The 25,465-nt window shown below is 69.4% G+C and carries 30 protein-coding genes and 1 tRNA gene; 15 read left to right on the top strand and 16 right to left on the bottom strand.

All coding sequences use genetic code 11. From position 1 onward, the window contains the following. Window positions 1-55: 55 nt before the first annotated feature. Genes rpoZ through JI746_RS15930 form a run of 3 tightly spaced genes read right to left on the bottom strand, consistent with a single transcriptional unit; the run spans window position 56 to window position 1,861 of the window. Complete coding sequence (gene rpoZ / locus JI746_RS15940) at window positions 56-259, bottom strand: DNA-directed RNA polymerase subunit omega (RefSeq protein ID WP_077592946.1); 204 nt, start codon at window positions 257-259, stop codon at window positions 56-58. Window positions 260-276: 17 nt separating this feature from the next. After that, window positions 277-897, bottom strand: coding sequence for a guanylate kinase (gene gmk, locus JI746_RS15935; protein WP_201690815.1), 621 nt, complete (start codon window positions 895-897; stop codon window positions 277-279). A gap of 46 nt (window positions 898-943) precedes the next feature. Then, entirely contained in the window at window positions 944-1,861 is a 918-nt protein-coding gene (locus tag JI746_RS15930) for a YicC/YloC family endoribonuclease (RefSeq protein ID WP_201690813.1), read from the bottom strand. A gap of 79 nt (window positions 1,862-1,940) precedes the next feature. On the opposite strand from JI746_RS15930, the gene JI746_RS15925 reads away from it, so the two are divergent. From JI746_RS15925 to JI746_RS15895, 7 genes are all read left to right on the top strand, one after another. Further along, complete coding sequence (locus JI746_RS15925; RefSeq protein WP_201690811.1) at window positions 1,941-2,936, top strand: serine/threonine protein kinase; 996 nt, start codon at window positions 1,941-1,943, stop codon at window positions 2,934-2,936. Next, window positions 2,933-3,835, top strand: a complete 903-nt coding sequence (locus tag JI746_RS15920) for a PP2C family protein-serine/threonine phosphatase (RefSeq protein WP_201690809.1) — start codon at window positions 2,933-2,935, stop codon at window positions 3,833-3,835. Before JI746_RS15925 ends, JI746_RS15920 begins: the two co-directional genes overlap by 4 nt. A gap of 171 nt (window positions 3,836-4,006) precedes the next feature. After that, a complete protein-coding gene (gene rph, locus JI746_RS15915; protein WP_201690807.1) occupies window positions 4,007-4,732 on the top strand; it encodes a ribonuclease PH in 726 nt (241 codons plus the stop codon). Continuing rightward, a complete protein-coding gene (gene rdgB, locus JI746_RS15910; RefSeq protein WP_201690805.1) occupies window positions 4,729-5,337 on the top strand; it encodes an RdgB/HAM1 family non-canonical purine NTP pyrophosphatase in 609 nt (202 codons plus the stop codon). Before rph ends, rdgB begins: the two co-directional genes overlap by 4 nt. Continuing rightward, window positions 5,328-6,518, top strand: a complete 1,191-nt coding sequence (gene hemW, locus JI746_RS15905) for a radical SAM family heme chaperone HemW (protein ID WP_201690803.1) — start codon at window positions 5,328-5,330, stop codon at window positions 6,516-6,518. The genes rdgB and hemW overlap by 10 nt, the downstream gene beginning before the upstream one ends. 200 nt (window positions 6,519-6,718) lie before the next feature. Beyond that, window positions 6,719-7,621: an NAD(P)-dependent oxidoreductase gene (locus tag JI746_RS15900; RefSeq protein ID WP_201690801.1), complete on the top strand. Its 903-nt coding sequence runs from the start codon at window positions 6,719-6,721 to the stop codon at window positions 7,619-7,621. A gap of 13 nt (window positions 7,622-7,634) precedes the next feature. Beyond that, window positions 7,635-7,722 (top strand) — tRNA-Ser (locus tag JI746_RS15895). A gap of 27 nt (window positions 7,723-7,749) precedes the next feature. On the opposite strand, the gene JI746_RS15890 is transcribed toward JI746_RS15895, so the two are convergent. Further along, window positions 7,750-8,139: a glycine zipper family protein gene (locus JI746_RS15890; RefSeq protein ID WP_201690799.1), complete on the bottom strand. Its 390-nt coding sequence runs from the start codon at window positions 8,137-8,139 to the stop codon at window positions 7,750-7,752. Between the two features lie 588 nt (window positions 8,140-8,727). On the opposite strand from JI746_RS15890, the gene JI746_RS15885 reads away from it, so the two are divergent. The 6 genes from JI746_RS15885 (at window position 8,728) to JI746_RS15860 (ending at window position 14,560) form a co-directional block, all read left to right on the top strand. Beyond that, on the top strand, window positions 8,728-9,333 hold the full coding sequence (locus JI746_RS15885) for a hypothetical protein (RefSeq protein WP_201690797.1): 606 nt from the start codon (window positions 8,728-8,730) through the stop codon (window positions 9,331-9,333). Window positions 9,334-9,945: 612 nt separating this feature from the next. Then, complete coding sequence (locus JI746_RS15880; RefSeq protein ID WP_201691005.1) at window positions 9,946-11,802, top strand: hybrid sensor histidine kinase/response regulator; 1,857 nt, start codon at window positions 9,946-9,948, stop codon at window positions 11,800-11,802. Between the two features lie 122 nt (window positions 11,803-11,924). After that, the gene (locus JI746_RS15875; protein ID WP_201690796.1) at window positions 11,925-12,314 is read left to right on the top strand and encodes a response regulator; all 390 of its coding nucleotides are present in this window, start codon (window positions 11,925-11,927) and stop codon (window positions 12,312-12,314) included. A gap of 50 nt (window positions 12,315-12,364) precedes the next feature. Continuing rightward, window positions 12,365-13,108, top strand: coding sequence for an alpha/beta fold hydrolase (locus JI746_RS15870; RefSeq protein WP_201691004.1), 744 nt, complete (start codon window positions 12,365-12,367; stop codon window positions 13,106-13,108). Window positions 13,109-13,110: 2 nt separating this feature from the next. Next, a complete protein-coding gene (locus tag JI746_RS15865) occupies window positions 13,111-14,253 on the top strand; it encodes a PAS domain-containing sensor histidine kinase (RefSeq protein WP_201690795.1) in 1,143 nt (380 codons plus the stop codon). Between the two features lie 109 nt (window positions 14,254-14,362). Next, window positions 14,363-14,560: a hypothetical protein gene (locus JI746_RS15860; protein WP_201690794.1), complete on the top strand. Its 198-nt coding sequence runs from the start codon at window positions 14,363-14,365 to the stop codon at window positions 14,558-14,560. A 68-nt stretch (window positions 14,561-14,628) separates the two neighbouring features. On the opposite strand, the gene JI746_RS15855 is transcribed toward JI746_RS15860, so the two are convergent. The 9 genes from JI746_RS15855 to JI746_RS15815 all read right to left on the bottom strand — a co-directional run bounded on the left by JI746_RS15855 (window position 14,629) and on the right by JI746_RS15815 (window position 20,665). Beyond that, a complete protein-coding gene (locus JI746_RS15855; RefSeq protein WP_201690793.1) occupies window positions 14,629-14,829 on the bottom strand; it encodes a hypothetical protein in 201 nt (66 codons plus the stop codon). Then, window positions 14,816-15,175: a hypothetical protein gene (locus tag JI746_RS15850; protein ID WP_201690792.1), complete on the bottom strand. Its 360-nt coding sequence runs from the start codon at window positions 15,173-15,175 to the stop codon at window positions 14,816-14,818. The genes JI746_RS15855 and JI746_RS15850 overlap by 14 nt, the downstream gene beginning before the upstream one ends. Before the next feature lie 71 nt (window positions 15,176-15,246). Then, entirely contained in the window at window positions 15,247-15,897 is a 651-nt protein-coding gene (ureG, locus tag JI746_RS15845) for an urease accessory protein UreG (protein ID WP_201690791.1), read from the bottom strand. Continuing rightward, a complete protein-coding gene (locus JI746_RS15840) occupies window positions 15,894-16,694 on the bottom strand; it encodes an urease accessory protein UreF (protein ID WP_201690790.1) in 801 nt (266 codons plus the stop codon). The genes ureG and JI746_RS15840 overlap by 4 nt, the downstream gene beginning before the upstream one ends. Next, a complete protein-coding gene (gene ureE, locus JI746_RS15835) occupies window positions 16,663-17,268 on the bottom strand; it encodes an urease accessory protein UreE (protein ID WP_201690788.1) in 606 nt (201 codons plus the stop codon). Before ureE ends, JI746_RS15840 begins: the two co-directional genes overlap by 32 nt. Before the next feature lie 8 nt (window positions 17,269-17,276). After that, window positions 17,277-18,335: a hypothetical protein gene (locus JI746_RS15830; protein WP_201690786.1), complete on the bottom strand. Its 1,059-nt coding sequence runs from the start codon at window positions 18,333-18,335 to the stop codon at window positions 17,277-17,279. After that, the gene (ureC, locus tag JI746_RS15825; RefSeq protein ID WP_201690785.1) at window positions 18,335-20,053 is read right to left on the bottom strand and encodes an urease subunit alpha; all 1,719 of its coding nucleotides are present in this window, start codon (window positions 20,051-20,053) and stop codon (window positions 18,335-18,337) included. The genes JI746_RS15830 and ureC overlap by 1 nt, the downstream gene beginning before the upstream one ends. A 1-nt stretch (window position 20,054) precedes the next feature. Next, window positions 20,055-20,360: an urease subunit beta gene (locus JI746_RS15820; protein WP_201690784.1), complete on the bottom strand. Its 306-nt coding sequence runs from the start codon at window positions 20,358-20,360 to the stop codon at window positions 20,055-20,057. Window positions 20,361-20,362: 2 nt separating this feature from the next. Continuing rightward, window positions 20,363-20,665 (bottom strand): urease subunit gamma, encoded by a 303-nt coding sequence (locus JI746_RS15815; protein WP_201690783.1) that lies wholly within the window; start codon window positions 20,663-20,665, stop codon window positions 20,363-20,365. 247 nt (window positions 20,666-20,912) lie between these two features. On the opposite strand from JI746_RS15815, the gene JI746_RS15810 reads away from it, so the two are divergent. Next, complete coding sequence (locus JI746_RS15810; protein WP_201690782.1) at window positions 20,913-21,272, top strand: DUF4148 domain-containing protein; 360 nt, start codon at window positions 20,913-20,915, stop codon at window positions 21,270-21,272. Between the two features lie 180 nt (window positions 21,273-21,452). Here the strand turns inward: JI746_RS15810 and JI746_RS15805 are convergent, their stop codons facing one another. After that, on the bottom strand, window positions 21,453-22,457 hold the full coding sequence (locus tag JI746_RS15805) for a 4-hydroxythreonine-4-phosphate dehydrogenase PdxA (RefSeq protein ID WP_330893014.1): 1,005 nt from the start codon (window positions 22,455-22,457) through the stop codon (window positions 21,453-21,455). Then, complete coding sequence (locus tag JI746_RS15800; RefSeq protein WP_201690781.1) at window positions 22,454-23,443, bottom strand: Bug family tripartite tricarboxylate transporter substrate binding protein; 990 nt, start codon at window positions 23,441-23,443, stop codon at window positions 22,454-22,456. Before JI746_RS15800 ends, JI746_RS15805 begins: the two co-directional genes overlap by 4 nt. A 107-nt stretch (window positions 23,444-23,550) precedes the next feature. Here JI746_RS15800 and JI746_RS15795 point away from each other — a divergent pair, with 107 nt between their 5' ends. Then, window positions 23,551-24,591 (top strand): LysR family transcriptional regulator, encoded by a 1,041-nt coding sequence (locus tag JI746_RS15795; RefSeq protein ID WP_201690780.1) that lies wholly within the window; start codon window positions 23,551-23,553, stop codon window positions 24,589-24,591. Here JI746_RS15795 and JI746_RS15790 read toward each other — a convergent pair. Then, window positions 24,519-25,091, bottom strand: a complete 573-nt coding sequence (locus tag JI746_RS15790) for a hemerythrin domain-containing protein (protein ID WP_236599873.1) — start codon at window positions 25,089-25,091, stop codon at window positions 24,519-24,521. The two genes, JI746_RS15795 and JI746_RS15790, sit on opposite strands and share 73 nt — an antisense overlap. Between the last annotated feature and the right edge of the window lie 374 nt (window positions 25,092-25,465).

Here is a 25,465-nt window from a genome sequence, read left to right as displayed (position 1 = left end):
CGCGTTCGCGGGCTGTTCTCTGATGTCCCCGCCTGCGCGGGGACGACGGGGGAGCTCAGCCCGGGACCTTCTTGAGCATCTCCAGGCCGATCTTGCCTTCGGCGATCTCGCGCAGGGCGGTCACGCCGGGCTTGTTCTTGCTCTCGATCTTGGGCGCGTGGCCCTGGCTCAGCATGCGGGCGCGGTAGGTCGCGGCCAGCACCAGCTGGAAGCGGTTGGGGATCTTCTCGAGGCAGTCTTCGACGGTGATGCGGGCCATGAATCTCTCCGGGGTGTTCAGGTGAGCCCCAAGGCGGTGAAGGTCTCGGCGCGGGCGCGGCGCTGGGACACGTATTTCAACCGCTGGGAATGCACGATCGCTTTCAGGTCGAAAAGCGCGCGCTCAAATAACTCGTTGATTATAACGAAATCGAATTCCTTCGCCTGCGCCATCTCGGTGGCCGCATTCGCCAGTCGGGTTTCGATCACCTCGGGGGCGTCCTCGCCCCGCCGTTCCAGCCGCGAGCGCAACTCGTCCCAACTGGGAGGCAGGATGAAGACCAGCACCGCGTTGGTGAAGATGCGCTTGATCTGCAGGGCGCCCTGCCAGTCGATCTCCAGGATCACGTCCTGGCCGTGGGCGATGCGGTCCTCGATCATCCGCTTGGAGGTGCCGTAGCGCCGGCCATGCACGTGCGCCCATTCCACGAAGCCGTCGCCGAGGACCATCTGGTCGAATTCGGCGTCAGAGACGAAGAAATATTCCCGCCCGTGCTTTTCCTGCCCGCGCGGGCCGCGCGTGGTGTGCGACACCGAAGGCTGGACGTGCGAGTCGAGTTCGAGCAGGGCCTTGACCAGGCTGGATTTGCCGGCCCCGCTGGGGGCTGCAACGACGAAGAGGTTGCCGGGGTAGTCCATGCGCGATGTTAAATGGTGCGGCCCGCCGGAGGTCCCGCACGCAGACCTACTCGAGGTTCTGGACCTGCTCGCGCATCTGCTCGATCAGCACCTTCATGTCCACCGAGATCCGGGTGAGCTCCATGGCGGCGGATTTGGAACCCAGCGTGTTGGCCTCGCGGTGCAGTTCCTGGATCAGGAAGTCCAGGCGCTTGCCGATCTCGCCGCCCTTGTTCACCAGGCGCTCGATCTCCTCGAGGTGTGCGGCCAGCCGCGTGAGTTCCTCGGCGACGTCGATGCGGATGGCAAAGGCGGTCGCTTCGGTCAGCGCCCGGTCCTGCGCGGCCTCCGGCGTGGCCGCGCCCTCGGAGAGCGCCATCGCTTCCTTCCAGCGTTCGAGGAAGCGCTGGCGCTGCTGCTCCACCAGTTGCGGCACCAGCGGGCGCGCCTGCTCGGCGAGGCTTCGCAACTGCTGCAGGTGCCCCTGGAGCATGGTGGCCAGGCGTGCGCCTTCGCGTTCACGCGCCGCGAGCAGGTCGCCCAGCACCTGGCGGGCGAGCTGCTGCAGCGGCTCGGACCAGTCGACGCTGCCGCCGTCCTCGGTCGACGCCAGGCGCAGGATCTCGGCGACGGACAGCGCCGGCGCATCCGGCAGCCAGCCGCGCACCGTGTCCTGCACGGAACCCAGGCGCTGCAGCATGCGCACCGTGGGTTCGCGCACGACTTCGGCACCGCTGCCTTCGAGCCCCGCGCGCACTTCGACCTTGCCGCGCTTGATGCGGCCCGTGATCAATTCCCGCAGCGCCGGTTCGTGCGCGCGCAGTTCCTCGGAAAGACGGAACGACAGGTCGAGGAAGCGGCTGTTGACCGAGCGGATCTCGAGCCCCAGGCGCATCCCCGCGGGGGGCCTGTTGCCTTCGCCGGCCGGCGTGGCCGCGGGGCTGTGCTGCGCCGAGGCGTAGCCGGTCATGCTGTAAACTGGCATGCAGAGGAGTCTTTGAAGTTCGTTGCGGGGATTTCGAGGATAGACCGGGCCCGCGGCAGGCCCCAACAATCTTCAAATTATGTCAAAGCTCAAACCTGCGCCCTTGCCGCCGGATACCGTGATCGGTGGGTATCGCGTGGTGCGCAAGCTTTCGGCAGGCGGTTTCGGAGTCGTGTACCTGGCCGTCGACAACGAGGGCCAGCAGGTCGCGATCAAGGAATACCTGCCTTCCTCGCTGGCCACGCGCCCCCCGGGCGAACTGCTGCCGCAGGTGGCGCCGGAGAAGCTGTCGCTCTATCGCCTGGGTCTCAAGAGCTTCTTCGAAGAAGGCCGTTCGCTGGCGCAGATCTCCCACTCCTCGGTGGTGAGCGTGCTGAATTTCTTCCGCGAGAACGAGACGGTCTACATGGTGATGAACTACCTGGAGGGCGCGACCCTGCAGGATTTCATCATCACCGCGCGCGAGCTGAAGAAGCAGAAGGTGTTCCGCGAATCGACGATCCGCTCGCTGTTCGACGAGATCCTGCGCGGCTTGCGCATCGTGCACCAGCACAAGATGTTGCACCTGGACATCAAGCCCGCCAACATCTTCATCACCGACGACAACCGTGCGGTGATGATCGATTTCGGCGCCGCGCGTGAAGTGCTGTCGAAGGAAGGCAACTTCATCCGGCCCATGTACACCCCCGGTTTCGCGGCGCCCGAGATGTACCGGCGCGATTCCTCGATGGGGCCGTGGACCGACATCTACGCGATCGGCGCCTGCATCTATGCCTGCATGCAGGGCTATCCGCCCAACGATGCGCCGCAGCGACTCGAGAAAGACCGCCTGTCGCTTGCGCTGTCACGGCTGCGCGGCGTGTATTCCGACAACCTGATCGAGGTGGTGGAATGGTGCATGTCGCTCGATCCGCTGTCGCGCCCGCAGTCGGTGTTCGCGCTCCAGAAGGAGCTCAGCCGGGAAGGCGAGCGGCGCTACACGAAGCTCTCCGTCGGTGAGAAGATGCGACTTCAGTTTGACAACATGGTCAGCGACACCAAGAAACGCACCGGCATCGGAGCCAAAACCAAGTGAAATTCTCGGTCTTCCAGGTCAGCCGCAAGGGCGGCCGCGAAAAGAACGAAGACCGCATGGGCTACTGCTACACGCGCGAGTCGGGCCTGTTCCTGCTGGCCGACGGCATGGGTGGTCACCCGGAAGGGGAAGTCGCCGCCCAGCTCGCGCTGCAGACCATCTCGGCGCTGTACCAGAAGGAGGCCCGCCCGGTTGTGAAGGACGTGGCCGAGTTCCTGTCGATCTCGCTCATGGCGGCGCACCACCAGATCATCCGCTACGCCAGCGAGAAGGGCATGCTCGACACGCCGCGCACCACGCTGGTCGCCGCGGTCGTGCAGGGCACGCACGCGACGTGGGTGCATTGCGGCGATTCGCGCCTGTACGTCGTGCGCGGCGGCGAGCTGCTCACGCGCACCCGCGACCACTCCTATCTCGAACAGCAGAACGCCGGCGTGATCCGCATGGACCGGATCAACCGCAACATCCTGTTCACCTGCCTCGGTTCGCCGACCAAGCCGGTCTTCGACGTCACCGGCCCGGTGCAGCTGCAGGAGGGCGACAAACTCCTGCTGTGCTCCGACGGCCTGTGGGGCAGCCTGGAAGACAAGGAAATCGTGCGCGAGCTCAGCGCCAAGCCGGTGGCCGAAGCGGTGCCGGACCTGGTGGAGAGCGCCCTGCGCAACGGCGGCGAGCACTCGGACAACGTGACGGTGATCGCGCTGGAGTGGGAAACCCCGGACAGCTTCGAATCCACCCGCGGCATCTCGACCGACAGCATCAGCGACGGCGTGTTCGCCTCGACGATCCAGGCAGGCGTGCTGGACACGCTGGTCGACGACCTGGACGACGCGGCCATCGAACGCTCGATCGCCGAGATCAACGAGGCGATCCGGCGCTCGGCGGCGAAGAAGGCGTAGACGGCCGCCTACCTTCTCGTCACCCCCGCGCAGGCGGGGGCCCAGAAAGCGCGCGCAGCGCGCTTCTCCCGATGCCCTGGATTCCCGCCTCCGCGGGAATGACGAAGAAGGGGCGTGCAGCGCCGGCACGTCCCGCGGTGCACAATTCCGCCTTTCCCCGCTCCTCTCCCCATGACCTTCCAACGCCCCGGCGGCCGCGCCCCCGACCAGCTTCGTCCTGTGCGCATCACGCGCGGCTTCACCATCCACGCGGAGGGCTCGGTGCTGATCGAGTTCGGCAACACGCGCGTGCTCTGCACCGCCTCCGTCGAGGACCGCGTGCCGCCGCACAAGCGCGGCAGCGGCGAGGGCTGGGTGACGGCCGAATACGGCATGCTGCCGCGCGCCACCCATACCCGCGGCGACCGCGAAGCAGCCCGCGGCAAGCAGAGCGGCCGCACGCAGGAGATCCAGCGCCTGATCGGGCGCTCGCTGCGCGCGGTGTTCGACCTGAAGAAGCTCGGCGAACGCACGATCACGCTCGACTGCGACGTGCTGCAGGCCGACGGCGGCACGCGCACGGCCGCCATCACCGGCGCCTTCGTCGCCGCGCAGGACGCGGTGAACAAGCTGGTCGCCGCCGGCGCGCTGGCGCAATCGCCGATCGTCGGTCCCGTCGCCGCGATCTCGGTCGGCATCGTCGAAGGCACGCCCTTGCTGGACCTCGAATACGTGGAGGACGTCGCCTGCGACACCGACATGAACGTGGTGATGACGGGCGCCGGGCACTACGTCGAAGTGCAGGGCACTGCCGAAGGCGCCGCCTTCACCCGCGCCGAGATGGACGAACTGCTGCGGCTGGCCGAGAAGGGCATCGGCGAGCTGGTCGGCCTGCAGGCGGAGGCGCTCGGCAAATGAAGATCGAGCGCATCGTCCTGGCCTCCAACAACCAGGGCAAGCTCGCCGAACTGCAGGCGATGTTCGCCCCGCTCGGCATCGCGCTCGTGCGCCAGGGCGAGTTGGGCGTGCCCGAGGCCGAGGAGCCGCACCGCACCTTCGTCGAGAACGCACTGGCCAAGGCGCGCAACGCGGCGCAGCACACGGGACTGCCAGCCATCGCCGACGACGCCGGCCTGTGCGTGGATGCGTTCGACGGGCTGCCGGGCGTCGACACCGCCTACTACGCGACGCAGTTCGGTTATCCCAAGGGCGACGAGAACAACGTGAAGGCGCTGCTCGAACAGATGCGCGAGGTCGCCAACCGGCGCGCCGCCCTGGTCAGCACCCTGGTGGCCGTGCGCACGCCGCAGGACCCGGAGCCGCTGATCGCCGTCGGCCGCGCGGTCGGCGAGATCGCCCGGCAGCCGACCGGCAGCCACGGCTTCGGCTTCGATCCGGTCATGTTCATCGCCGCCTTCGGCAAGACCTTCGCCGAACTGCCGCCGGAAGTGAAGAACGCCAACAGCCACCGCGGCAAGGCGGCGCGCCAGATGGTGGATCTGATCCGCGAACGATGGCTGTGAGAGACCTCGCGCACCACATGCGCCCCGGCACGCTGCAGTTGCCGGCGCTGCCGCCGCTGTCGCTGTACGTGCACCTGCCGTGGTGCCTGCACAAGTGCCCCTACTGCGACTTCAACTCGCACGAGATGCGGCCGTCGGAGATGCCGGAGCAACGCTACCTCGATGCGCTGCGGGCCGACCTCGAAGCCGCGCTGCCGCTGATCTGGGGCCGGCAGGTGCACAGCATCTTCATCGGCGGCGGCACGCCCAGCCTGTTCTCGCCCGAGGGCATCGCGCGCCTGATCTCCGAGGTGCGGGCACGCCTGAACCTGGTAGCCGATTGCGAGATCACGCTGGAGGCCAACCCCGGCACCTTCGAGAAGGACCGCTTCAAGGCCTTCCGCGCCGCCGGGGTGACGCGCCTGTCGGTCGGCGTGCAAAGCTTCGACGACGACAAGCTGCGGGCGCTGGGCCGCGTGCACGACAGCCGCCAGGCCGTCGCCGCGCTGGAGGAAGCCGCCGCCACCTTCGAGACTTTCAACCTCGACCTGATGTACGCGCTGCCCGGCCAGACCCTGGAGCAGCTGGAGGCCGACGTGACGCAGGCGCTGGCGCTGCTGCCGCCGCACCTGTCGATCTATCACCTCACGATCGAGCCGAACACCTACTTCGCCAAGTTCCCGCCGGTCACGCCGCCCGACGACCTGGCCTACGCGATGCTCGATCGCATCACGGAGATGACCACAGCCGCCGGCATGGAGCGCTACGAGGTCTCGGCGTATGCGAAGCCCGGCCATCGCTGCTGGCACAACTTCAATTACTGGAGTTTCGGCGACTACCTGGGCATCGGTGCCGGCGCGCACAGCAAGCTCAGTTTCCCGCACCACGTGGTGCGGCAGGTGCGCAAGCGCGAGCCCCGGCTGTACATGGACGGCGCGCTCGCAGGCGCCGCCATCGCGCAGGACGAGGACGTCGCCCGCACCGAGCTGCCGTTCGAGTTCATGCTCAATGCCTTGCGGCTCAAGGAGGGCTTCGCGTTGCAGGACTTCAGCGACCGCACCGGCCTGCCGCTGTCGGTGATCGAGCAGCCGCTGCGCGAGGCGCAGGCCAGGGGCCTGGTCGAGCGCGACCTGGCCAGCGTGAAGCCGACGGAGCGCGGCTTCGATTTCCTGTCGGACCTGCAGTCGCTGTTCCTGCCCTGACGCGCGGCGCCGGGGAACGCTGGGGTTCGCGCGGCTCACCTGCGGCGGCTGCGCCGCCCCAGCCTACCCGTGCTGCGACGGCATCTCGTAGGCTGGCGGTGGAGCGAAGCGAAACCCCAGCGCTATCGCCCTCCTGATTTCTCCCGAGCCGCACTCGCACGGGCACGGGCTAGCATGCCCCGCTCGCAACAGGAGACACCATGCGCATCGGCATCGCCGGTACCGGCAGGATGGGCAGCGCCATCGCGCGCCGCCTCGCCTCGTGCGGCCACGAACTGCGAGTCTGGAACCGCACCCGCGCCCGGGCCGAACCGCTCCTGCAGGAGGGCCTGCGCTGGGCCGACACGCCGCGCGAGCTGGCGCAGGCGAGCGAGATCGTCATCTCGATGCTGACCGACGGCGCAGCCCTGGCCGCCGTGTACGACGGCGACCGGGGCCTGTTCTCCGCCCGCGCCGGCGACGCGCTGTTCATCGACATGAGCACCGTGCCGCCGGCGACGCAGCAGGAGATGGCGCGCCGCGCCGCGCACGCCGGCGCGGCCTACCTGGAATGCCCGGTCGGCGGCAGCGTGGGCCCGGCCAGCGAAGGCAAGCTGATCGCCTTCGTCGGCGGCTCGGAGACGGACCTCGCGCGCGCGCAGCCCGTGCTGCAGCAGTTGTGCAAGCGCATCGAACACGTCGGCGGCCACGGCGCCGGCGCCACCATGAAGTTGGCCGTGAACCTGCCCCTGATGGTGTACTGGCAGACGCTGGGCGAGGCGCTCTCGCTGATGCAGCCGCTGGGGCTGGACCCGAAGCGCGCGATCGAGATCCTCGCCGACTCTTCGGGCGGCCCCAACATGCTCAAGGTGCGCGGAGCCATGATCGCGCAGGCGCTGGCCGGCCAGGCCAGTGGCACCGTCACGGTGGACCTCGCCACCCTGCGCAAGGACCTGGCGGCCATGCTCGAGGAAGGCGGGGCGCATGGGCGCCAGCTTCCGCTCACCGCCGCCACGCTCGCCAGCTTCGAGCGGGCGGCAGCGCGCGGGCTCGACGGCGCCGACTGCACGCAGCTGCCGGTGTGGTGGCTCGCCGAAGGCGGCCGAGCACCGGACGCGACATAGAATCGCCCGTTCAGGAAGCGTGGCAGAGTGGTCGATTGCACCGGTCTTGAAAACCGGCAACGGGCAACCGTTCGTGAGTTCGAATCTCACCGCTTCCGCCAGGGGCCCTTGGGTGACTGGGTGTCTGCTCAATTCAGGACGCTGTAGCCTCGACCCGACAGGCACCGGCTGATGATCCCCCGCTGACCGCCTTCTGCCTCCGCCGCGCTCCCCAGGCCGCCGGCCACCCCGCCGACACTCGCCATGCGGCCGTTGAAGCGGCCGTTGCCGCCTGCGGCAGCTCCCAGAAGCGCGCCGACGATGGCACCGCCAATGGCGCCTGCCACGGCGGCTTGGCCAGCGCTCATGACCTTGTTGGCATGCTGCTGGCACTCGAACAGGTCCGTGGAGTACTGCGCCTGCTGGTGCGGCCTCACGTCCACGACCGGCTCCCACGTCGAGCCGGAGCCGCGGTATGGCGCGTTGGCGCAGCCGGCGAGCATGGCGAGAACGACAGCGCACGCAACGATTCTTCTCATCGTTCCATTCCTTTCGCAACGCCAACGAGCCGCGTTGGCACGGCGCGCAACGTGCCCCGAAGGAGCTGGTCACGCGTCGTGAAGGCTACACAGCGCAGGAGCGCAGGCCCTGCCCTGGCGCAAGGGACACGTGCTTTTGGCCGGAGCCTCGCTCAAGTGGAGTACGCGCTTGGATGCCACGACAGTCTTGCCATTGCCCTCCAGGGCGAGCCTCCGGCTGCACGCCACGTGGCGAATGGCCTCGGCGACCGTGCGGTGCTCCGGCGTCGGACAGGCGCGCAAGGCCTACCTCACTTTGAGGAGTGTGGCGGCCGCGGGCGATGCAACGTTGCGGTGTCGCAAACCTCGCGGTGCGTCGGCTGGATAGAACTGCGCCTGCAACTTTGCGGAGCTCCAATGAAACGTAGAACGAAGGCTGTGTGCGCATTTCTCTCTTCCCTGATGCTGGTTGCCTGCGGCGGCGGGGGCGGGGGCGACGAAGGTGCCCCTACGGGCGGCAGCACCGGCGGAACGGGGCAACCGGCTGCGCGGGCAGAGGGCGTGTACCGAGGAACGGCAACTCTGGACAACGTCAGCACGGACATCCGGATGCTCGTGCTGGAGAACAACGATTTCGTCGTCCTCTATGGCCAGGATGTCGGCACGATGTTCCTGGTCGGCGGATTCCTGCAGGGCGCCGGTACCTCGAACAACGGGAGTTTCAGTTCCTCCGACGCGAAGGACTTCGGGATGAGTCCCGCGGCCCCCGTCACGGTGACTGCCTCGTACACGCCCAGGTCAGTGGTCACGGGAACGGTCAACGAGCTCGGGCAATCCATCAGCTTCACCGCAGGCGCCCTGAGCGCCAGCGAATTCGACTACGACGCACCCGCGAACCCGAACAGCATCGTCGGAAGCTGGGCGCTCACTCGCCTGGACGGCAGCGCCGTGCCGGTGACCATCACTGCCTCGGGCGCGTTCTCGGGCGTCAGCAGCGGATGCACCGTTTCCGGCACCATCACTCCTCGTGCCTCGGGCAAGAACGTGTTCGACGTGGTGGTGAACTCCGGCCCCGCCCCTTGTGCGGAGCCTGGAGGCAGGGCGACCGGCATCGCCATCACCTACATCCTCCAGGGGACGACCACGCGGCAGCTGGTATTGGCAGGCACCAACAGCAGCCGCACGGCCGGGACCGTGCTCTTCGGCCAGCGCTGACGGGAAGGACACAGCCGTCTGCGCGCGCTCCGGCGTCCGAAAGGCTGGCGACGCGAATCGGCACCTGGCCTAGACGCAGGCGCAGCCGGCGCCGTCGCAGCTACCGCAGTCGCAGCTCGCGCAGTTGCAGTGCGCGCATTCGCACACGGCGCAGTCGCAGGTCGCACGGCTGGCTTGCTGGCCGGAAGCCGGGCACGTGCCCATGCACGTGCACGAGGCCCAGGGCTGCTGGTTGGACGAGGCGGCTTGGGTGCGGGTAGCGGAGGAAGTCATTCGAGGGCTCCAGAGGGGTTGGTGAGGCTCGAATTCTTCGCGAGCAGGGCGTTCTGGACTTGAACGTAGCGGCTGGTATCGCAGCCTTTTCGTTCAACGAACCCCTGCCGGGTGCGGGATGGGGGAAATGCCGTGCCGGCGCCCAGGCTTGGCGCGCGCACCGAGGCGTGCCGCAGGCTCCTGCCTCGTCCGATTGTCGTCAGCGTCCTACAGTCTGCGGTAGGGCAGCGGGGTTGAATGGGCGCTCTGCGCCGGGCCCCGGCAGCGGGACGGACCGTGACGACCCCCAGCTCCAAGAAACTGACCACCCCACCGGAAACGGAGATCGAGCGGCTGCGAATGTTCATTTCCGCCGTGACGGACTACGCCATCTACATGCTCTCGCCCGAGGGCAACGTGGTGAGCTGGAACGCCGGCGCGCAGCGCTTCAAGGGCTACACCCCCGAAGAGATCATCGGCGAGCACTTCTCCCGCTTCTACAGCGAGGAAGACCGCGCCGCCGGCGTGCCGGAGCGGGCGCTGGAGATCGCGCGCACCACGGGCAAGTTCGAGGCCGAGGGCTGGCGCATGCGCAAGGACGGCTCGCGCTTCTGGGCCAGCGTCGTGCTCGACGCGATCCGCGATGCCCAGGGCGAGCTGGTGGGCTTCGCCAAGATCACCCGCGACATCACCGACAAGAAGGCGGCGCAGGAAGCGCTCCACGAAAGCGAGCAGCGCTTCCGCCTGCTGGTGCAGGGCGTGACGGACTATGCGATCTACATGCTGTCGCCCACCGGCGAGATCACCAACTGGAACCCGGGCGCGCGCCGCATCAAGGGGTACGAGCACGACGAAGTGATCGGCACCCACTTCTCGCGCTTCTACACCGAGGAGGACCGCGAGGGCGGCCTGCCCGGGCGCGCGCTGCAGCAGGCCGCGGAGCACGGCCGCTTCGAGGCCGAAGGCTGGCGGGTGCGCAAGGACGGCAGCCGCTTCTGGGCCCACGTCGTGATCGACCCGATCCGCAACGACATGGGTGGCCTGGTCGGTTTCGCCAAGATCACGCGCGACATCACCGAGCGGCGCGACGCCGCGATCGCGCTCGAGCAGGCGCGCGAGGCGCTGTTCCAGTCGCAGAAGCTGGAGGCGATCGGCAAGCTGACCGGCGGGGTGGCCCATGACTTCAACAACCTGCTGAACGTGATGACCAACGGCCTGTCGCTGCTGCGCGACCGGTCCCGCGACCCCGCCGAGGCGCGGATCATCACCGCCATGGAGCAGGCCGCGCAGCGCGGCGCCACGCTCACGCAGCAGCTGCTGTCCTTCGCGCGCCAGCAGCCGATCCAGCCGCAGGCGCGCGACCTCAACCGGGTGATCACCACGTTCGAAGCCGTGCTGCGCCGTGGCAGCCGCAACACGATCCGCTTCGAGCTGGTGCTCGCGCCCAGGCTGCCGCACGTGATGGTCGATGCCGCGCAGTTCGAGACCGCGCTGCTGAACCTGGTGGTCAACTCGCGCGACGCGACGCCGGACGGCGGCAAGATCACGGTGGCGACGCGCGAGGTGCAGATCGGGGACCGCCAGGTCGGCACGCTGGCGGCCGGACCGTACGTCGTGGTCTCGGTGCAGGACACCGGCAGCGGCATGCTGCCCGAGGTGGTGGGCCGCGCCGTCGAGCCCTTCTTCACGACCAAGGAGCTCGGCAAGGGCACCGGACTCGGCCTCAGCCAGGTCTACGGCATGGTGCAGCAATCCGGCGGCGACCTCGAGATCCGGTCCACCGTGGGCGAGGGCACGACCATTTCGCTGTACTTTCCGGCGCTGGCGCAGGCCGATGAGCCCGTCGCCGAACCGGCCACGGACAAGGTCCTGATCGTCGACGACCAGCCGGATGTGCTGGAGGTCACCTCGGAGCTGTTCCGCACCCTGGGCTTCGAGGTGTTTTCGGCCAACTCCGGCGAGGATGCGGTCGAAGTGCTGCGCCGCACGCCCGACATCCGGCTGCTCCTGAGCGACGTGGTCATGCCGGGCATGAGCGGCATCCAGCTCGGGCACAAGGCGCAGGAGATCGTGCCCCACATCAAGGTCATCCTCGCCTCCGGCTATGCGACCCCCGCGCTCAACCGCGACGAGGGCAGCCTGGAGGGCTTCCAGTTCCTGCCCAAACCCTACCGGATGGGGGATCTGGTCAAGAAGCTGCGCGCGGTGGGCTCGTGAGCAGCACGCCGGCACCAGGACAACGTCAAACCTGTCCTACACCCCTCGGCAGGAGCGTCAGACAGAATCCCCCGCTCCGGTCTTTCAATGCGGTCGCCCGGACCGCGCGCGCGGAGGTGTCGATGTCAGTACGCGTCTTTCTCGTCGAGGACCAGAAGCCCATGCAGGTCCTGCTGTCGGACCTGCTCGAATCCGTGGGTGGCTTCGAACTCGTCGGCAGCGCGTCCAGCGAAACCAGCGCCACGGAGTGGCTCGACCAGCACCAGGGTGGCTGGGACCTGGCGATCCTCGACCTGCTGCTCGGCGAGGGCTCCGGCTTCACGCTGCTGGCACGCTGCAACAAGCAAGGGGCCGGGCACGTGCTCGTGTTCAGCGACTTCGTCACGCCGGTGGTGCGCCAGCGGTGCATCCGCCTCGGTGCCGACGGCGTGATTTCCAAGGCCCAGTTCGGCGAGTTGCGGGCCTACCTGCAGGCCTTCCCGGGGCGCGTGGCGCAGGAGGAGACGGCTTGACTTCCATCCTGCAGCGCAACAACGTCCATGTCCACGGCAGCGGGCCGCCGATGGTGTTCGTCCACGGCTTCGGCTGCGACCAGAACATGTGGCGCCTGATGGCGCCGCACTTCGCCGAGACGCACACCTGCATCCTGCTGGACCTCGTAGGCAGCGGGAAGTCCGACCTCTCGGCCTACGATCCGGGCAAGTACGCCACCCTGCACGGCTATGCGTCGGACCTGTGCGAGGTGCTCGCCGCGGTCACTGCGGCGCCGGCCATCTGCGTCGGCCACTCGGTCAGCGCGATGATCGGCCTGCTGGCGAACCTGCGCTCGCCCGACCAGTTCCTGGCGCAGGTGATGGTCGGCCCCTCGCCCTGCTACATCAACGACGGCGACTATGTCGGCGGCTTCACGCGCGCCGACATCGATTCGCTGCTGCAGACCATGGAGGCCAACTACCTCGGCTGGTCCAGCAACATGGCGCCGGCGATCATGGGCGCGCCTGGGCAGCCCGAACTGGGGGTCGAGCTGACCAACAGCTTCTGCCGCACGGACCCGGAGATCGCGCGCCAGTTCGCCCGCGCCACCTTCCTGTCCGACTTCCGCGCCGAGCTGCCCCGGCTGCAGGCGCCCACGCTGGTCCTGCAGTGCAGCGACGACATCATCGCGCCGCGGTCCGTCGGCGAGTACATGCGCAGGACCATCCCGAACTGCACCCTGCGCGTGATCGAGAACGTGGGCCATTGCCCGCACCTGAGCGCGCCCAGCGCCAGCACGGCCGCGATGGAGCAGTTCATCGCCGGACTCTAGGCATGCAAGAGGCCCAGCGGCCGGGTCACGACCAGCTCTACGAGGCCGCACCGTGCGGACTGCTGCTCGCGCAGGCGGACGGCAGCGTCCTCGACGTGAACGCCACGCTCTGTGCGTGGCTGCGCTGCAGCAAGGCCGACCTGGCGGGCAAGACGCGGTTCCAGGACCTGCTCACGCTGGGCGGGCGGATCTTCTGGCAGACCCATCTGCAGCCGCTGCTGCGCATGCAGGCCTCCGTGGCCGAGGTCAAGCTGGAGATGCGCTGGGGCGAAGGCCCGGTGCTGCCGGTGATGGTGAATGCCGTGGAACGCCCGTGGCAGGGCGGCATCCTGCTGCACGTGGCGGTGTTCGTGGCCGAGGACCGGCACAAGTACGAACGTGAACTGCTGCTGCAGCGCGAGCGCGCGGAGCAACTGGCCGCGCAGCACGCCAGCGACCAGCACGCCCTGGCGGTCGTGCAGGCCGAAGCCCTGGACCGCGCCACCTTCGCCGAGCAGCTGGTGGGCATCGTGAGCCACGACATCCGCAATCCGCTGTCGGTGATCCAGATGAGCACCGTGCTGCTGGAGCGCAGCGTCGGTGCGGAGCAGCAGAGGGCCGCCATCGCGCGCATCAAGCGCGCGGTGCAGCGGGTGCAGCACCTCGTCGGCGACCTGCTGGACTTCACCCAGGTGCGGGTGGGCGGCGGCCTCGGCGTGCGCAAGGCGCCGGAGACCGACCTGCACCAGGCGGTGGCGGATGCGGTGGCGGAGCTCGCGGTCGGCTTCCCGGACTGCGTGCTGCGGCACGAGCGCATCGGCGCGGGCCGCTGCAACGCCGACGCCGACCGCATCGTGCAGGCGATCGGCAACCTGGTGGCCAATGCCGCCAACCACGGCGACAAGCGGCAAGCGATCACGGTGCGCACCGAAAGCGTGGACGGCGGCTTCCGCGTCAGCGTGCACAACGGCGGCACCCCGATCCCGCCGGAGCTGCTGCCCCGCCTGTTCGAGCCGATGGTGCGCGGCAACGCCCCTGGCGCCAAGGGCGTCGGGCTGGGCCTGTACATCGTGCGCGCGATCGTGCAGGCGCACGGGGGCGAGGTCACCGCCAGCTCCAGCGCCGAGGAGGGCACCACCTTCCGCATGGATCTGCCGGCTGCCTGAGCCGCACGGGCCATGCCTGTCGCGTCCCATACCGGATGCTTAAAACGTCCTACATGGGATGGCTCGACCGGCGGCGACCATGCTCGCACATCGAACAGATCTCGTGCCCATGTCGCAACAAGAACAACAGGACACGCCGGACGGCGACCGCGCATCCGCCAGCAGCGGGACCGGCCAGCAGCAGCAGCAGCCGCAATCCGAAGGCCACACCGGCCACGGCTCGGAAAGCATCATGAAGGAACTGCGCGAGTGGGAAGACCGCCGCGCCAGCCATTCCGGCGCCAAGCACCGCCCGGGCGCGGGCTGAGGGCGCGTCGCCCCTCGCCTGTCCTGCGCCCAGAAAAAGGCGGCCCGCCGGCCGCCTGGAATCGCGTCTCACGCCGCTGGCGCGGAGGGACTGTCGCTGCTGCGCGCGTCGGCGCCGGGTTTCTGCTCGCGCACCTGTTCCGGCGCACTGAAGGGCCGCGTCTGCAGCGAGCGGGTCAGGTAGGGCAGCACGCTCTGCGCGCCTGCGCCCCAGCGCCTGCCGGGCGGCGGCAGGGTCGGGTCGTGCTCGTCCTGGTCAAGGATCGGCATGGCTGGACTCCGTGGCGGCGGGCCAGAGTTCGACCGGCGCGCGCCGGATGAACGAAGGGTCTTCCTCGGGCGCAGCGGCGTCGGCCGGATGGGCGAACAGCATGTCGCAGCCGTGCATGTCGGCATCGCCGCCCAGGAGGTGTTCGTGCCAGCCTTGCGCGCGCACGTGGTCGGCGAAGAAATTCACCTGGCGATAGCCATCGAGGCGCCCGACCGCGAACAGCACCCCCTGGTGCATGAGCCCGATCTTCACATCCATGCGGTGGCTGGTGGGCAGGAGCCTGGCCATCGCAAAAGCGTTCGCGATCCCGTCGAAGCCGCCGGGCGCTTCATGCAGCAAGTCCATAGAAGGCGAAAGTAAGTGAGCGTTACCAGGTCGGCTGTAGGACGATGCCTCATCCGCGCCCCGTCCGACGACTACGTCTGGCTCAGCATTCCGCGGGTCTCGATGAAGCGCACGACCTCCTGCAGGCCGGCCTGGGTCTTGAGGTTGGTCAGCACGTAGGGTTTGTCGCGCCGCATCCGCTTGGTGTCCGCCTCCATCACGGACAGGTCGGCGCCCACGTGCGGGGCGAGGTCCGTCTTGTTGATGACGAACAGGTCGCTCTTCGTGATGCCGGGGCCGCCCTTGCGCGGGATCTTCTCGCCGGCGGCCACGTCGATCACGTAGAGCGTCAGGTCCGAAAGCTCGGGGCTGAAGGTGGCCGCCAGGTTGTCGCCGCCCGATTCGACGAACACGATGTCGGCGTCGGGGAAGACGGCCAGCATGCGGTCGATGGCTTCGAGGTTGATCGACGCGTCCTCGCGGATGGCGGTGTGGGGACAGCCGCCGGTTTCCACGCCGAGGATGCGCTCCGCCGGCAGCGCGCCGCTGGCGGTGAGCAGGCGCTGGTCTTCCTTGGTGTAGATGTCGTTGGTGATGGCGACCAGGTCGTAGCGGTCGCGCATCGCCTTGCAGAGCATCTCCAGCAGGGTCGTCTTGCCGGAGCCGACCGGCCCGCCGATGCCCACCCGCAGGGGCGGGAGCCTGCGGGTGCGGCCGGGGATGTGGTGCGGGGGGAAGGTCATGAGCGGAACAGGCGGGAGTACTGCGTCTCGTGGTGCGAGGAGAGGATGGCCAGCATGGGCGCGAAGGCCTGGCGCTCGTTATCGCCCAGCGCGAGCGCGTGCTCGACGGCCTGCGGGAGCGCCGCCGCGAGCCGCCCCAGGATGCGCTGGCCGGCGGACTGCCCGAGCGGCACCGACTTGACGGCGGCCTGCACCATGTTCTCGGACCAGGCGAAGGCGAAGGCGAGGGCGATGTGGCGGATCGCGGCGCTGCTGGTGGAGGCGGCGAGCGCGAAGGCCACGGGGTAGGTGTAGTCGGTCTTCGTAGGCTGGTGGTGACCGAAGGGAACCCCAGCGCGCTGCGCTTCGCTGGATCGCTGGGGTTCGCTGGCGCGCTCACCCCAGCCTACGGCGGAGCGCTCACCCCGGCCTACATCGGCGCGCCCACCCGGGCCTGCCAGCGAGCGCTGCCACTCCCCCATCGACCTCCCCATCTGCTCGACCTGCTGGCGCAACTCGCTGGTCTCGCGGGTTTGCCGCACCCAGTCGTCCAGGGCCTGCAGGCGCGGGGCATCGCCCGCACGCGCCGCCGCGACCGCGCTCGCCACCACGGCAAGGTCCCCGCGCGCCAGGCTCAGGTGCAGCTGCTCGAGCAGCCAGCCGCCCGCGCTCGCCTCGTCGTGCACCAGCGCGGCCTCCACCGCGGCTTCCATCACTTCGGAATAGGAGAATCCGCCGACCGGCAACGCCGGCGAGGCCAGCCAGATCAGTTGCAGCAGCGCGGCATCAGCAGGCGCGGGACTTTCCGTGCTCGCCATGGCGGTGGCTGTCGTGTTCGTGGTCGTGCAGCTGGCTGTCGTGCTCGTGGTCGTGGTCGTGGTCGTGGTGCGTGTCGCTGTCGTGGCGGTGGCCGTGGTGATGGTCCTCGTGCAGGTGGGCGGCGTGGCCGTATGCGCCGGCCTCGGGCTCGAAGGGTCCGAAGGTGTCCGTCACCACCAGCCGCATCCCCCGCAGCATTTCGGCCAGCACGTGGTCGGGCTCGATCTTCAGGTGGTCGGGCTGCAGTTCGATCGTGACGTGGCGGTTGCCCAGGTGGTAGGCGGCGCGCACCAGGTCGAAGGCGCTGCCGCGCTCGCCCTGGCGGATCACCATCACCGGCTGCGGCCGGGCGATCACGCGCACCATGGAGCCGTCCTCCGCCAGCAGCACGTCGCCGCCCCGCACCACGACGCCACGCTGCAGGAACACCCCGAGCTGGCGGCCCTGCGAATCGGTGCATTCGAAGCGGCTCTTCTGGCGCACATCCCAGTCGAGGTCCACCGTGGGCGCGCGGTTCAGCAGCGCCTTGGCCAGGCCGTGACCCTGGGGGAGGATCTTGGTGACTTGCAGCATGCGCCAGTCTAGCGCTGCGGGGCAGTTCGCATCGCCTCGCGCCAGCGCCGGCCGTCGTCGGAGAGGAACTCCTGCAGCTGCGGCCAGGGTGCCACGAAGGCGAGGCCGCACGAAGCCAGCGCCGTGCTGTAGTGGAAGCCGAAGACCATGCCGCGCTCTTCGACCGCCAGCGGGACCGCCTTCTCGGCCAGTTCGAACTCTGCGCAGGCGCGCTTGGCCTCGGGCAGGTCCTCCAGCGCCTTGCGGCCGCGCAGGATCTGCGGCAGCACGACGGCCGCGTGCAGCGGCGTGCCGGCCGCCACGCCCTGGAAGTAATCGGGCAGCAGCCATCGCGGCAAGGGCAGTTCCTCGCCACTGGCGGTGTCGAAGGTGAACTGCTGCGCGCCCGCATACGGCTCCGGGCCGCCGCACTCGCCATGCAGCCAGAACTGCAGCGACAGGATGCTGCCGTGCCATTCCAGCCGCTGCAGCGTGAGGCGGTCGCCGCCGGGACGATCGAAGCGCCCCTGGGCGCGCAGCAGCGCCTGGCATTGCAGGTGGTTGTCCAGCTGCTGCAGCAGCGCGCTGCGCAGGCGCGCGTTCACCGCCGCCTCGCCGCCGCGCGGCTGCCGGATGCGCACCGTGGACAGCTGCGCGAAGCCGGGGACGGCCACCACTTCCAGCACCCGCCCGTTCTCCGGCAGCGCGCGCTGGGCCACCAGTTCGACGGCCGCGAGCCGCCGGGCGTTGTAGCTGTTGTCTTCGGCGCGTCGCGCCTGCAGCGCCGCGCGCTCGCCCTGCGCGCCGGTGCGCTCGCCGCGTGCCGCCGCGTCGCTGCAGGCCAGGCGCAGCGTCGCGGTGTGGTGCCCCTGAGGGTCGTACTCGTCCCAGGCCTGCGGGTCGACCTGGCGCGGGCGCAGCACGGCGCCGGACATCGCGGTGCCGAGATAGTAGGAGCCCAGCCGGTCCCAGTTGAACTGCAGCATCAGGGGCGTGCCGCCCAGCGTGCCGTCCCAGGTGCCGGCGCAGTCCTGGGCGCAGGCCGAACCGGCCGCCAGCAGCGCGGCCGCCAGCAGGCGCCGCCGCATCAGAACAGGAAGTAGCGCTGCGCCATCGGCAGCACGGTGGCGGGGTCGCAGGTCAGGAGCTGGCCGTCGGCGCGCACGGCATAGGTCTGCGGATCGATTTCCATCCTGGGTACGTAGTCGTTGTGCACCAGGTGATTCTTGCGCACGCGCCGGATGTCCTGGACGGCCATCACCGGCTTGCCCAGGCCGAAGCGTTCCTTCACCCCCGCCGCGAGGCCGGCCTGCGACACGAAGGTGATCGAGCCGGCCTGCAGCGCGCCGCCGAAGCTGCCGAACATCGGCCGGTAGTGCACCGGCTGCGGCGTCGGGATCGAGGCATTGGCGTCACCCATGGCCGCCAGGGCGATGAAGCCGCCCTTGAGGACCAGCGCCGGCTTGACGCCGAAGAAGGCCGGCTTCCACACCACCAGGTCGGCCCACTTGCCGGTCTCCACGCTGCCCACTGCGTGCGCGATGCCGTGCGCGATGGCGGGGTTGATCGTGTACTTGGCGACATAGCGGCGCACGCGGAAGTTGTCGTGGCGCAGGCTGTCGCCGGGCAGCTTGCCGCGCTGCTGCTTCATCTTGTGCGCGGTCTGCCAGCAGCGCAGGATCACCTCGCCCACGCGCCCCATCGCCTGCGAGTCGCTGGAGAACATGCTGATCGCGCCGAGGTCGTGCAGGATGTCCTCGGCGGCGATGGTTTCCTTGCGGATGCGGCTCTCGGCGAAGGCGAGGTCTTCCGGGATGGCCGGGTCGAGGTGGTGGCACACCATCAGCATGTCGACGTGCTCGTCGAGCGTGTTGACGGTATAGGGCATGGTCGGATTGGTCGACGAGGGCAGGAAGTTGGGCTCGCCGACGACGCGCAGGATGTCGGGCGCGTGGCCGCCGCCCGCGCCCTCGGTGTGGAAGGCGCAGATGCCGCGGCCCTTCGTCGCCGCGATGGTGTCCTCGACGAAGCCGGACTCGTTGAGCGTGTCCGAATGGATCGCGACCTGCACTTCCATCTCGTCGGCCACGTCGAGGCAGTTGCCGATCGCCGCCGGCGTGGTGCCCCAGTCCTCGTGCAGCTTCAGGCCGATGGCGCCGGCTTCCACCTGTTCGCGCAGGGCCTGCGGCAGGCTCGCGTTGCCCTTGCCCATGAAGCCCAGGTTCATCGGGAAGGCATCGGCGGCCTGCAGCATGCGCTGCAGGTTCCAGGGCCCGGGGGTGCAGGTGGTGGCGAAGGTGCCGGTGGCCGGGCCGGTGCCGCCGCCGAACATGGTGGTGACGCCGGAGGCGAGCGCCTCCTCGATCTGCTGCGGGCAGATGAAGTGGATGTGGCAGTCGATGCCGCCGGCCGTGACGATCGCGCCTTCGCAGCTGATGATCTCGGTGCCGGGGCCGATCACGATGTCGACGCCAGGCTGCGTGTCGGGGTTGCCGGCCTTGCCGATGCCGGCGATGCGGCTGTCCTTCAGCCCGATGTCGGCCTTCACGATGCCCCAGTGGTCGAGGATCAGCGCGTTGGTCAGCACCGTGTCCATCGCGCCCTCGGCGCGCGTGCGCTGCGACTGCGCCATGCCGTCGCGGATGGTCTTGCCGCCGCCGAACTTCACCTCCTCGCCGTAGCCGCCGGCGCGCAGGGTGAAGTCGTCCTCCACCTCGATCACCAGTTCGGTGTCGGCCAGCCGCACGCGGTCGCCGGTGGTGGGGCCGAACATCTCCGCGTAGGCGCGGCGCGGAATCGTCGCCATGTCAGACCTTCCCTTGCGTGAGCCCGCGAAAGCCGACCACCAGGCGGTGGCCTGCGTACTCCACCAGTTCCACCGTGCGCTGCTGGCCCGGCTCGAAGCGCACCGCCGTGCCGGAGGCGATGTTCAGGCGCATGCCGCGCGCCGCCGCGCGGTCGAACTGCAGCGCCCCATTGGTCTCGGCGAAGTGGTAGTGCGAGCCGACCTGGATCGGCCGGTCGGCGCTGTTCTGCACCACGAGCGTCAAGGTGCGGCGCCCTGGGTTGAGGGTGAGATCGCCGCCGTCGGTGATCAGTTCGCCGGGGATCATGGTCAGACGATCGGCTGGTGCACGGTCACGAGCTTGGTGCCGTCCGGAAACGTGGCTTCGACCTGGATGTCGGGGATCATCTCGGCGACGCCGTCCATCACGTCGGCGCGGGCGAGGAGGGTGCGCCCCTCGCTCATGAGCTGGGGCACGGACTTGCCGTCGCGCGCGCCTTCCATCACGGCGGCGGAGATCAGCGCCACCGCCTCGGGGTAATTGAGCTTCAGGCCACGCGCGCGCCGCCGCTCCGCCAGCAGGGCAGCGGTGAAGAGCAGCAACTTGTCCTTCTCGCGGGGCGTGAGTTCCATGATGCGCGGCAGTGTATTGCAAGGCCCGGGCCTGTTCCTGCCTGCCTGGCGCCCGCCCCTCCAGCGCTCGACGCCTCCAAGCCAGGCCTGCGACGGCATGCGCATTTCGATGAGGCGACCTGCGTTCGCGGGTGCGGAATCGCACATGCACGCGGCGCGGCGATCCCTAAAGTTCGTCCATCGGTGACGCACTGCAAAGACAGGTGAAGCCGATTCCCGGAACCAGCTCACACCCAGAGGAACCGCCATGAACCGCAAGATCGCTCTCACGTTCGCCATCGCTTCCGTCGCCGCCGCCAGCGCCTTCGCCGAGACCCCGATGGTCGACACCCACCCCTTCAAGTCCGCGATGACGCGCGAGCAGGTCCAGGCCGAACTGCAGCAGCACCGCACGAGCGGCGTCGACACCTTCGCGGACGGCTACAACCAGCTCACGGGCTTCCGCAGCACGCTGACGCGCGCCGAAGTGAAGGCCGCATTCATGGCCTCGCGCGACGAGGTGTCGGCGCTGAACGGCGAAGACAGCGGCTCGCGCTTCCTGGCGCACCGCGACATGCCGCGGACCTATGGCCCGCAACTGGCTTCGCTGCCGATCGTCGGCGAATGATCGTGTCTCCCGGCCCGCTGCCGCGGGCCTTCCTCCAGCGCCGCACTCGCGGCGCCTTTTTTTGTCGGGGCGCGCTGGACGTAGGCTGGCGGTGAGCTGCGCGAACCCCAGCGATGCGCCGGAAGCGCTGGGGTTCCGGCGCCACCGAGGCTGCCGCCTCGGTCGCGCGTCACCGCCTGCCTACCGTTGGCCGGCCATCTGCAGGCACAGGTCGAACGCATGCTGCAGGCCGTCGACCCGCGCGACCCCCTTGCCTGCGATGTCGAACGCGCTACCGCTCGCCGAGGTCGCCACCGGCACGGGCAGGCCGCCGTGCAGCGTGACGCCGCGCTCGAATCCCATCAGCTTCATCGCGATCTGGCCCTGGTCGTGGTACATCGAGACCACCGCGTCGAAGTCGCCGCGGCGCGCCGCGATGAACACCGTGTCGGGCGACCAGGGGCCGCTCGCTTCCAGGCCGTCGCGCTTGAGGCGTTCGACGGTGGGCGCGATCACCTCCAGTTCCTCGCGCCCGATCGAGCCGCCGTCGCCGGCGTGCGGATTGAGGCCGGAGACCGCGATGCGCGGCCGCGCGACGCTGGCGCGCTTCAGGGCGGCGTCGAGGATGTGCACCGCGTCCGCCACCGCCTGCGCCGTGATCAGGTCCGCCACCTCGCGCAGCGGCACGTGCGAAGTCACGCGCGAGGTCCACAGGCCGTCCGTGATGTTGAATTCGCAGGTGAAGTTGCGCACGCCGAACAGCCCCTGCATGAAGCGCAGCTCGTCTTCCTCCTGCATGCCGGCCAGCCGCAGCGCATGCTTGTTCAGCGGCGCGAACACGATGCCGTCGACGAAGCCTTCGCGCGCCAGCGCGGTGGCCGTCGCCAGCGCCTCCAGCGCGACCTCGCCCGCGGCCTCGCTGCACTGGCCGATCGGCGGCAGCCCGCCTTCCGGCTCGCGCAAGGCCAGCTGCGTCACGCGACCCGCTTCGAAGCGCAGGTCTTCGCGCGTGGCCGCCGCGTGCACCGGGATCTTCGTTCCCACGATGCTCTCGCCGCTGGCCAGCACGGAGGGCGGCGCGACCAGCAGCACTTCGCAGGCCTGCGCGTTCTCCGCCCGGGCCAGCAGCCGCACGCCCATCTCCGGGCCGACGCCGGCCGGGTCGCCGAGCAGCAGCGCCAGGCGGGGTTGGCGCCGCGCCGTCACAGTCCGTCCGCCTTGATGTTGGCCTCGCGCACCAGCTTGCGGAAGCGCTCGTATTCCTGCCGGTTCATGTCGGCGAAGGCTTCGCCGCCCAGGGTGCCGACCTCGCCGCCGAGGCCGCGGATGCGGGCCTGCACGTCGGCGAGCTTGAGCACCTTCGCGAGCTCCGCGTTCAACGCATCGACCGCGGGCCGGGGCGTGCCGGCCGTGACATAGAGGCCGTACCAGGTCTGCACGTCCGCGCCCTTCACGCCGGCTTCCGCCATCGTGGGCACGTCGGGCAGTTCGGCCGCCCGCCGCTCGGACATCACGGCCAGCGCCCGGAACTTGCCGCTGCGGATCTGGCCCATCGCCGAGGACGTCGAGTCGAACATCATCGTCACCTCGCCGCCGATGATGTCGATGTGCGCCTGCGAGCTGCCCTTGTACGGCACGTGGATGGCCTTGGTGCCGGTGGCGAGCGCGAAGGCCTCGCCGGCGATGTGCTGCGTGCTGCCCACCCCCGAGGATGCGTACTTCAGCGCGCCCGGGCTGGCGCTCATCGCCGCGACCAGCTCCTTGACGCTGCGGTATGGCGACGAGGACGACACGACCAGCACGTTGGGCATCACCGCGACCAGGCCGATCGGCTGCAGGTCCTTGAGCGGATCGAACTTCAGCTTGAGCAGGTGCGGGGCGATGGCCTGTCCGGTGTTGGTGGCCAGCAGCAAGGTGCTGCCGTCGGCGGGCGCGTGCGCGGTGACGTCGGCGGCGATGGTGTTGGAGGCGCCGGGGCGGTTCTCCACCACCACCGACTGGCGGAAATCGGCCGCGAACTTCTCGGCCAGCATGCGGGCCAGGATGTCCGTGCCGCCGCCGGGCGAAGCGCCCACCATGATCCGCAAGGGCTTGTCGGGCCAGCCTTGCGCCTGCGCGGCGGTGCCGGTGAGGGCCGCGAGGGCCAGGGCTGCCAGCGCCAAGCCGGCGCGGCGGCGGTTCGGGAAGGGCATGTCTTGTCTCCTGCCGGCGCGGCTCCGACCGCGCCCGGGTTGGAGCCTAAGAGCTGCAGCCATTCCCGGCAAATCAATTTCCCTGAATAATCCATGCCGATCCGGATATGCCAGCCCTGCCCAAGACCCTCTCGGACGCCGCCATCCTGATGCGGCTGCGCACGCGCCAATTGCTGCTGCTGGAGGCGCTCGGGCGCGAGCACAACCTGGGTCGGGCGGCAGCGGCCCTGGGCATGAGCCAGCCGGCGGCCACCCGGCTGCTGCAGCAGGCGGAAGACACGGTGGGCGTGCCGCTGTTCACGCGCCTGGCGCGCGGCATGGAGCCCACCCCGAGCGGCGAAGTGCTGGTGCGCTTCGCGCGCCAGGCGCTGGTGGACTTCCGCTTCGCGCGCGAGCAGATGGCGGCGCTGCGCTCCGGCCTGCACGGGCGGCTGCGGCTGGGCAGCGTGCCCGGGGCCCTGCCGCAGCTGCTGGGCCCCGTGCTGGCCGAATACAAGACGCGCCATCCGCGCGTCGCGGTCTCGGTGCTGGTGGAGACCAGCGACGTGATGCTCGCCCTGCTGGAACGCGGCGAGGTGGACCTGGTGCTGGGCCGGCCGACGGAGCGCCACCACGAGGACGAGCTCGCAATCGAGCACCTGCTGGCCGAACGGCAGGTGGTGGTGGTGCGCTCGGGGCATGCGCTGCTGCAGCAGGGCGAGGTGGTGCTGGCGGACCTGGTGCGCTGGCCGTGGGTGCTGCAGCCGCCCGGCGCGCCGCAGCGCAGCCGCTTCGAAGCGGCGCTGGGCGAGGCGGGGCTGCATGTGCGGCTGGACGTCACGGAGACGGCCTCCACCGTGGCGACGACGGTCCTGCTGGAGGCCAGCGACATGCTGGCGATCATGCCGGCCTCGCTGGCCGCGCATTACGCGCGGCTGGGCGTGCTGCAGGTGGTGCCGGTGGAACTGCCCCTGCAGGTGCCGCCGATCCACCTGGTGATGCGCAGGCAGCGGGAGCTGTCGCCGGCGGCGGCGGGGTTCCTGGAGGTGTTGCGGGGGAGGGTGGGCGCGGCGGTCGGAGGGGCGGCCAGCCCCGATCACACCGCCCGCGAGAACCGCGCCCGCGCCGACGCCAGCCGGTCGCCGTACTTCCCGCGGGTCAGCAGGTAGGCGCCGGCCAGCATCATGCTGCCCAGGCCCATGATCGTGCCGGCGCTCATGGACTTGGCCATGCTGCTCGCCAGCTCCGGCGCGCGCGGCCCGGCCAGTTCGACGCGCCGCTTCGTCATCCGCGCGCCCAGCTCCGACAGCTGCTCCGGGATCAGGCGCTCGGCCGCCGGCAGCACCATCGTTTCCTCGTCGGCCACGTGGTGCATCACGTGCCGCATCAGGTCGAAGAAGGTGTCGTCGAAGGCCGGATCGTTGACCGGCATGTTGCGCAGGCGCGCGATCAGGCCGCGCATCTCGTCATGCTCGGGTGTGCTCTTGCGCAGGATCTCGCTGTCGTACACCAGCCGCATGGCCGGATAGAAGATCTCTTCCTCCAGCTGGGCGTGGATCTCGATGGCCAGGCACACGTTGTCCGCCAGGCCGCGCTTCTGCCGCTCCGACGAGCCGATCTCGTACTGGTGGAAGGCCGTGAGCACGTGGGTGTGATCCAGCCGGATCATGTTCGTGATGCTGGGGGAGAGCTGGGAAAGCAGGGAAGACATGTCTTCGTGCCCGGGTTGGCTGCGGTGGGCCCCATTGAGCCGCGGCCGCTGCGCGGCGGTTGTCGGACGAGGTCGGTGTCCTGTGTCGGCGAGGTAAATCCCGGTCACACACTTGCAGGAACGATGCAGGAGAGGGCGCGCGCCGACCGTCGCGATCCAGTACCCGCGGGGCCGGCAGGCTCCTACCGGCTTTCCCGCACCTGCCCGGCACAGCGCGCCCGCGCCATTCCTTAACCTGCAGGCAGCAAACAACCCAAGGAGAGTTCCATGCCCGTCATCCTCTGGCTTCTCGGCGTGCCGCTCGGCGTCGTGGTCCTGCTGATGCTGTTCCA

The organism is Ramlibacter alkalitolerans, assembly GCF_016722765.1.
GTDB lineage: Bacteria > Pseudomonadota > Gammaproteobacteria > Burkholderiales > Burkholderiaceae_C > Ramlibacter > Ramlibacter alkalitolerans.
This window is presented reverse-complemented; position numbering and strand designations above follow the sequence as displayed.

What these genes read in the sequence shown, in the direction of transcription:
- rpoZ (WP_077592946.1), bottom strand. Translation starts at nt 259, where the DNA reads ATGGCCCGCATCACCGTCGAAGACTGCCTCGAGAAGATCCCCAACCGC.
- gmk (WP_201690815.1), bottom strand. Translation starts at nt 897, where the DNA reads ATGGACTACCCCGGCAACCTCTTCGTCGTTGCAGCCCCCAGCGGGGCC.
- JI746_RS15930 (WP_201690813.1), bottom strand. Translation starts at nt 1,861, where the DNA reads ATGCCAGTTTACAGCATGACCGGCTACGCCTCGGCGCAGCACAGCCCC.
- JI746_RS15925 (WP_201690811.1), top strand. Translation starts at nt 1,941, where the DNA reads ATGTCAAAGCTCAAACCTGCGCCCTTGCCGCCGGATACCGTGATCGGT.
- rph (WP_201690807.1), top strand. Translation starts at nt 4,007, where the DNA reads ATGACCTTCCAACGCCCCGGCGGCCGCGCCCCCGACCAGCTTCGTCCT.
- rdgB (WP_201690805.1), top strand. Translation starts at nt 4,729, where the DNA reads ATGAAGATCGAGCGCATCGTCCTGGCCTCCAACAACCAGGGCAAGCTC.
- hemW (WP_201690803.1), top strand. Translation starts at nt 5,328, where the DNA reads ATGGCTGTGAGAGACCTCGCGCACCACATGCGCCCCGGCACGCTGCAG.
- JI746_RS15900 (WP_201690801.1), top strand. Translation starts at nt 6,719, where the DNA reads ATGCGCATCGGCATCGCCGGTACCGGCAGGATGGGCAGCGCCATCGCG.
- JI746_RS15890 (WP_201690799.1), bottom strand. Translation starts at nt 8,139, where the DNA reads ATGAGAAGAATCGTTGCGTGCGCTGTCGTTCTCGCCATGCTCGCCGGC.
- JI746_RS15885 (WP_201690797.1), top strand. Translation starts at nt 8,728, where the DNA reads ATGCTCGTGCTGGAGAACAACGATTTCGTCGTCCTCTATGGCCAGGAT.
- JI746_RS15880 (WP_201691005.1), top strand. Translation starts at nt 9,946, where the DNA reads ATGTTCATTTCCGCCGTGACGGACTACGCCATCTACATGCTCTCGCCC.
- JI746_RS15875 (WP_201690796.1), top strand. Translation starts at nt 11,925, where the DNA reads ATGTCAGTACGCGTCTTTCTCGTCGAGGACCAGAAGCCCATGCAGGTC.
- JI746_RS15870 (WP_201691004.1), top strand. Translation starts at nt 12,365, where the DNA reads ATGGTGTTCGTCCACGGCTTCGGCTGCGACCAGAACATGTGGCGCCTG.
- JI746_RS15865 (WP_201690795.1), top strand. Translation starts at nt 13,111, where the DNA reads ATGCAAGAGGCCCAGCGGCCGGGTCACGACCAGCTCTACGAGGCCGCA.
- JI746_RS15860 (WP_201690794.1), top strand. Translation starts at nt 14,363, where the DNA reads ATGTCGCAACAAGAACAACAGGACACGCCGGACGGCGACCGCGCATCC.
- JI746_RS15855 (WP_201690793.1), bottom strand. Translation starts at nt 14,829, where the DNA reads ATGCCGATCCTTGACCAGGACGAGCACGACCCGACCCTGCCGCCGCCC.
- JI746_RS15850 (WP_201690792.1), bottom strand. Translation starts at nt 15,175, where the DNA reads ATGGACTTGCTGCATGAAGCGCCCGGCGGCTTCGACGGGATCGCGAAC.
- ureG (WP_201690791.1), bottom strand. Translation starts at nt 15,897, where the DNA reads ATGACCTTCCCCCCGCACCACATCCCCGGCCGCACCCGCAGGCTCCCG.
- JI746_RS15840 (WP_201690790.1), bottom strand. Translation starts at nt 16,694, where the DNA reads ATGGCGAGCACGGAAAGTCCCGCGCCTGCTGATGCCGCGCTGCTGCAA.
- ureE (WP_201690788.1), bottom strand. Translation starts at nt 17,268, where the DNA reads ATGCTGCAAGTCACCAAGATCCTCCCCCAGGGTCACGGCCTGGCCAAG.
- JI746_RS15830 (WP_201690786.1), bottom strand. Translation starts at nt 18,335, where the DNA reads ATGCGGCGGCGCCTGCTGGCGGCCGCGCTGCTGGCGGCCGGTTCGGCC.
- ureC (WP_201690785.1), bottom strand. Translation starts at nt 20,053, where the DNA reads ATGGCGACGATTCCGCGCCGCGCCTACGCGGAGATGTTCGGCCCCACC.
- JI746_RS15820 (WP_201690784.1), bottom strand. Translation starts at nt 20,360, where the DNA reads ATGATCCCCGGCGAACTGATCACCGACGGCGGCGATCTCACCCTCAAC.
- JI746_RS15815 (WP_201690783.1), bottom strand. Translation starts at nt 20,665, where the DNA reads ATGGAACTCACGCCCCGCGAGAAGGACAAGTTGCTGCTCTTCACCGCT.
- JI746_RS15810 (WP_201690782.1), top strand. Translation starts at nt 20,913, where the DNA reads ATGAACCGCAAGATCGCTCTCACGTTCGCCATCGCTTCCGTCGCCGCC.
- JI746_RS15800 (WP_201690781.1), bottom strand. Translation starts at nt 23,443, where the DNA reads ATGCCCTTCCCGAACCGCCGCCGCGCCGGCTTGGCGCTGGCAGCCCTG.
- JI746_RS15795 (WP_201690780.1), top strand. Translation starts at nt 23,551, where the DNA reads ATGCCAGCCCTGCCCAAGACCCTCTCGGACGCCGCCATCCTGATGCGG.
- JI746_RS15790 (WP_236599873.1), bottom strand. Translation starts at nt 25,091, where the DNA reads ATGATCCGGCTGGATCACACCCACGTGCTCACGGCCTTCCACCAGTAC.